The sequence below is a fragment of the Gordonia sp. N1V genome (assembly GCF_029269935.1).
Classification (GTDB): domain Bacteria; phylum Actinomycetota; class Actinomycetes; order Mycobacteriales; family Mycobacteriaceae; genus Gordonia; species Gordonia polyisoprenivorans.
Genome location: NZ_JARJDD010000047.1, coordinates 1 through 5,544, shown reverse-complemented (window position 1 = coordinate 5,544; position 5,544 = coordinate 1). Strand labels below are relative to the sequence as shown.

Sequence of the window (5,544 nt, the reverse complement as noted above, 5' to 3'; positions counted from 1 at the left end):
GGTGGGTGTGTGTTCTTTGAGAACTCGATAGTGTATTGGTGGATTGTTTGATGCCATTTGTTTTGTGGCATTAGAGTTTGTGCATCGCGCCTCTGTTGTGGGGTGTGGTGTGGATTTTTTTGCCAGTTTTTTGGATTGTTTTTGTCAGGTTTTGCTTTCCTGGTTTGTGTTGAAACTGTTTGGTTTCGATGTTTTTTCATGGAGAGTTTGATCCTGGCTCAGGACGAACGCTGGCGGCGTGCTTAACACATGCAAGTCGAACGGAAAGGCCCTGCTTGCAGGGTGCTCGAGTGGCGAACGGGTGAGTAACACGTGGGTGATCTGCCCCTGACTTTGGGATAAGCCTGGGAAACTGGGTCTAATACCGGATATGACCATGGGATGCATGTTCTGTGGTGGAAAGCTTTTGCGGTTGGGGATGGGCCCGCGGCCTATCAGCTTGTTGGTGGGGTAATGGCCTACCAAGGCGACGACGGGTAGCCGACCTGAGAGGGTGATCGGCCACACTGGGACTGAGACACGGCCCAGACTCCTACGGGAGGCAGCAGTGGGGAATATTGCACAATGGGCGCAAGCCTGATGCAGCGACGCCGCGTGAGGGATGACGGCCTTCGGGTTGTAAACCTCTTTCAGCAGGGACGAAGCTTTCGGGTGACGGTACCTGCAGAAGAAGCACCGGCCAACTACGTGCCAGCAGCCGCGGTAATACGTAGGGTGCGAGCGTTGTCCGGAATTACTGGGCGTAAAGAGCTCGTAGGCGGTTTGTCGCGTCGTCTGTGAAATTCTGCAGCTTAACTGCAGGCGTGCAGGCGATACGGGCAGACTTGAGTACTACAGGGGAGACTGGAATTCCTGGTGTAGCGGTGAAATGCGCAGATATCAGGAGGAACACCGGTGGCGAAGGCGGGTCTCTGGGTAGTAACTGACGCTGAGGAGCGAAAGCGTGGGTAGCGAACAGGATTAGATACCCTGGTAGTCCACGCCGTAAACGGTGGGTACTAGGTGTGGGTTCCATTTCACGGGATCCGTGCCGTAGCTAACGCATTAAGTACCCCGCCTGGGGAGTACGGCCGCAAGGCTAAAACTCAAAGGAATTGACGGGGGCCCGCACAAGCGGCGGAGCATGTGGATTAATTCGATGCAACGCGAAGAACCTTACCTGGGTTTGACATACACCAGACGCCAGCAGAGATGTTGGTTCCCTTGTGGTTGGTGTACAGGTGGTGCATGGCTGTCGTCAGCTCGTGTCGTGAGATGTTGGGTTAAGTCCCGCAACGAGCGCAACCCTTGTCCTGTATTGCCAGCGGGTTATGCCGGGGACTTGCAGGAGACTGCCGGGGTCAACTCGGAGGAAGGTGGGGATGACGTCAAGTCATCATGCCCCTTATGTCCAGGGCTTCACACATGCTACAATGGCCGGTACAGAGGGCTGCGATACCGTGAGGTGGAGCGAATCCCTTAAAGCCGGTCTCAGTTCGGATCGGGGTCTGCAACTCGACCCCGTGAAGTCGGAGTCGCTAGTAATCGCAGATCAGCAACGCTGCGGTGAATACGTTCCCGGGCCTTGTACACACCGCCCGTCACGTCATGAAAGTCGGTAACACCCGAAGCCGGTGGCCTAACCCCTTGTGGGAGGGAGCTGTCGAAGGTGGGATCGGCGATTGGGACGAAGTCGTAACAAGGTAGCCGTACCGGAAGGTGCGGCTGGATCACCTCCTTTCTAAGGAGAACGCAAAACAATCGTGTTTGTGTCATCCGAGTGTGGTGACCGCATGTTGTGTTTTCGAGGGTGAAACATCAAACACGCCCATTTTGGTTGCCGGCCCTTGTAAGGGTGGGTGGCTGGGTGATCTTTCCGGGTGACCGGTCAGATGCTGCTAATACACTGTCGGGGTTCTGAGGGAACACATTTGTGTGTTGTCTTGGTGCTTGCAATGCGGGTTGGTCTGGTGATGCCTGTTGTGATGGCGGGTGGAGGGTTGGCCGGTTGTGGGTGTGTGTTGTTTGAGAAGTGCATAGTGGATGCGAGCATCTTTATTTTTGCAATGCATATCGAATCAATGTTTTTGGTTTGTGTGTTTTGTTCGAGTTGAAAGAAAATGTGTGTAGGCGAATGGCTAAACTGGTGGGCGGCTCTGTTGTTTTGGGGGCGTCTGTGGGTTTAGGTGTTGTTGTAAGTGTTTGAGGGCGTTCGGTGGATGCCTTGGCACCAGGGGCCGATGAAGGACGTGGTAGGCCGCGATAGTCCTCGGGGAGTTGTCAAACGAGCTGTGATCCGAGGGTGTCCGAATGGGGAAACCCAGCACGAGTGATGTCGTGTTACCACCAGCTGAATGTATAGGCTGTGTGGGGGGAACGTGGGGAAGTGAAACATCTCAGTACCCATAGGAAGAGAAAACAATTGTGATTCCGTGAGTAGTGGCGAGCGAAAGCGGAGGATGGCTAAACCATGCGCATGTGATACCGGGTAGGGGTTGTGTGTGTGGTGTTGTGGGGTCTGTCTTCCTCGATCTACCTGTCGGGGCGTGAGTGAGAAAGCTGCATGCTAGGTGAAGTGGCCTGGAATGGTCTGCCGTAGGCGGTGAGAGTCCGGTAGCTGAAAGCGTGTGGTCTTGCGTGATGGTGTCCCCAAGTAGCAGCGGGCTCGTGGAATCTGCTGTGAATCTGCCGGGACCACCCGGTAAGCCTGAATACTTCCTGGTGACCGATAGCGGACTAGTACCGTGAGGGAAAGGTGAAAAGTACCCCGGGAGGGGAGTGAAAGAGTACCTGAAACCGGACGCTTACAATCCGTCAAAGCCTGTGGATTCTTTGGTGAATCGTGGGTGATGGCGTGCCTTTTGAAGAATGAGCCTGCGAGTTAGTGCTCGGTGGCGAGGTTAACCCGTGTGGGGTAGCCGTAGCGAAAGCGAGTCTGAATAGGGCGTTCTATAGTCGCCGGGTCTAGACCCGAAGCGGAGTGATCTACCCATGGCCAGGGTGAAGCGCGGGTAAGACCGCGTGGAGGCCCGAACCCACTTCAGTTGAAAATGGAGGGGATGAGTTGTGGGTAGGGGTGAAAGGCCAATCAAACTCCGTGATAGCTGGTTCTCCCCGAAATGCATTTAGGTGCAGCGTGGTGTGTTTCTTGCCGGAGGTAGAGCTACTGGATGGCCGATGGGCCCTACTAGGTTACTGACGTCAGCCAAACTCCGAATGCCGGTAAGTGAGAGCACTGCAGTGAGACTGCGGGCGATAAGGTTCGTAGTCGAGAGGGAAACAGCCCAGATCGCCGGCTAAGGCCCCTAAGCGTGTACTAAGTGGAAAAGGATGTGGGGTCGCGAAGACAACCAGGAGGTTGGCTTAGAAGCAGCCACCCTTGAAAGAGTGCGTAATAGCTCACTGGTCAAGTGATCCTGCGCCGACAATGTAGCGGGGCTCAAGTACACCGCCGAAGCCGCGGCACTCACACGATAATCTGGCTTCCTTCTGCGGAGGGTGGTCTAGGTGTGTGGGTGGGTAGGGGAGCGTCCTGCATCCGTGGAAGCGCCGGAGTGATCTAGGTGTGGAGGGTGTGGGAGTGAGAATGCAGGCATGAGTAGCGAAAGCAGAGTGAGAAACTCTGCCGCCGGATGACCAAGGGTTCCTGGGCCAGGCTAATCCGCCCAGGGTGAGTCGGGACCTAAGGCGAGGCCGACAGGCGTAGTCGATGGACAACGGGTTGATATTCCCGTACCCGTGTATCCGCGCCCATGCTGAATCATCTGTACTAACCATCCAAATCCCAATGGACTGCCTTCGGGTAGCCGGCGGGGGCTGCATGGGACCTCGGGTGGTAGTAGGCAAGCGATGGGGTGACGCAGGAAGGTAGTGGGGCCAGGCGATGGTTGTCCTGGTGTAAGCCTGTAGGACGAGGCATTGGTAAATCCGTGCTTCAGGTGTCTGAGAGGTGATGCGTAACCGTTGTGGTGAATTCCATGATCCTATGCTGCCGAGAAAAGCCTCTAGTGAGTTGGTACACGGCCCGTACCCCAAACCAACACAGGTGGTCAGGTAGAGAATACTAAGGCGATCGAGAGAACTGTGGTTAAGGAACTCGGCAAAATGCCCCCGTAACTTCGGGAGAAGGGGGACCCATTCTGGTGACGACATGTACTGTTTGAGCTGGTGTGGGTCGCAGAGACCAGAGAGAAGCGACTGTTTACTAAAAACACAGGTCCGTGCGAAGTCGTAAGACGATGTATACGGACTGACGCCTGCCCGGTGCTGGAAGGTTAAGAGGACCGGTTAATGCCCTTCGGGGTGTGAAGCTGAGAATTTAAGCCCCAGTAAACGGCGGTGGTAACTATAACCATCCTAAGGTAGCGAAATTCCTTGTCGGGTAAGTTCCGACCTGCACGAATGGCGTAACGACTTCTCTGCTGTCTCAACCACAGACTCGGCGAAATTGCAGTACGAGTAAAGATGCTCGTTACGCGCGGCAGGACGAAAAGACCCCGGGACCTTCACTATAGCTTGGTATTGGTGTTCGGTTCGGTTTGTGTAGGATAGGTGGGAGACTGTGAAGTGGCCACGCCAGTGGTTGTGGAGTCGTTGTTGAAATACCACTCTGATCGTATTGGACTTCTAACCTCGGACCCTGATCGGGTTCAGGGACAGTGCCTGGTGGGTAGTTTAACTGGGGCGGTTGCCTCCTAAAAGGTAACGGAGGCGCCCAAAGGTTCCCTCAGCCTGGTTGGCAATCAGGTGGTGAGTGTAAGTGCACAAGGGAGCTTGACTGTGAGACGTACATGTCGAGCAGGGACGAAAGTCGGGACTAGTGATCCGGCACCAACGTGTGGAAGTGGTGTCGCTCAACGGATAAAAGGTACCCCGGGGATAACAGGCTGATCTTCCCCAAGAGTCCATATCGACGGGATGGTTTGGCACCTCGATGTCGGCTCGTCGCATCCTGGGGCTGGAGTAGGTCCCAAGGGTTGGGCTGTTCGCCCATTAAAGCGGCACGCGAGCTGGGTTTAGAACGTCGTGAGACAGTTCGGTCTCTATCCGCCGCGCGCGTTAGAAACTTGAGGAAACCTGTCCCTAGTACGAGAGGACCGGGACGGACGAACCTCTGGTGTGCCAGTTGTTCCGCCAGGAGCATTGCTGGTTGGCTACGTTCGGAAGGGATAACCGCTGAAAGCATCTAAGCGGGAAGCCTGTTCCAAGATGAGGTTTCTCACCACCATTGAGTGGTTAAGGCCCCCCACAGACCATGGGGTTGATAGGCCAGAACTGGAAGCCCAGTAATGGGTGTAGGTGACTGGTACTAATCGGCCGAGGACTTACAACAACATCCTTATATTCTTTCGTACTCTCAAAGAATAAAAGATGTGTCGCATCCACTATGCACTTCTGAAACAACACCAGGAGATAAACAAACTCGTCTGGTGCGAGTTTCAGAGAGTTTCGGCGGCTATAGCGGTGGGGAAACGCCCGGTCCCATTCCGAACCCGGAAGCTAAGCCCACCAGCGCCAATGGTACTGCACCCTAATCAGTGTGGGAGAGTAGGACACCGCCGAACA

The 5,544-nt window shown here is 55.1% G+C and carries 1 protein-coding gene and 3 rRNA genes; 3 read left to right on the top strand and 1 reads right to left on the bottom strand.

Translation table 11 applies throughout. The annotated features are described in order from the left end of the window. Window positions 1–200, bottom strand: a 200-nt coding sequence (locus P3L18_RS27990) for a hypothetical protein (RefSeq protein ID WP_276115981.1), incomplete at its 3' end; no start/stop codon positions are given. On the opposite strand from P3L18_RS27990, the gene P3L18_RS27985 reads away from it, so the two are divergent. The 3 genes from P3L18_RS27985 to rrf all read left to right on the top strand — a co-directional run bounded on the left by P3L18_RS27985 (window position 196) and on the right by rrf (window position 5,543). Continuing rightward, window positions 196–1,720: ribosomal RNA gene (locus P3L18_RS27985) — 16S ribosomal RNA — on the top strand. The two genes, P3L18_RS27990 and P3L18_RS27985, sit on opposite strands and share 5 nt — an antisense overlap. A 451-nt stretch (window positions 1,721–2,171) precedes the next feature. Next, window positions 2,172–5,311, top strand: a 23S ribosomal RNA gene (locus P3L18_RS27980). A gap of 115 nt (window positions 5,312–5,426) precedes the next feature. Further along, window positions 5,427–5,543: ribosomal RNA gene (gene rrf / locus P3L18_RS27975) — 5S ribosomal RNA — on the top strand. The 16S, 23S and 5S rRNA genes sit together here, the layout of an rRNA operon. Window position 5,544 lies beyond the last annotated feature (1 nt).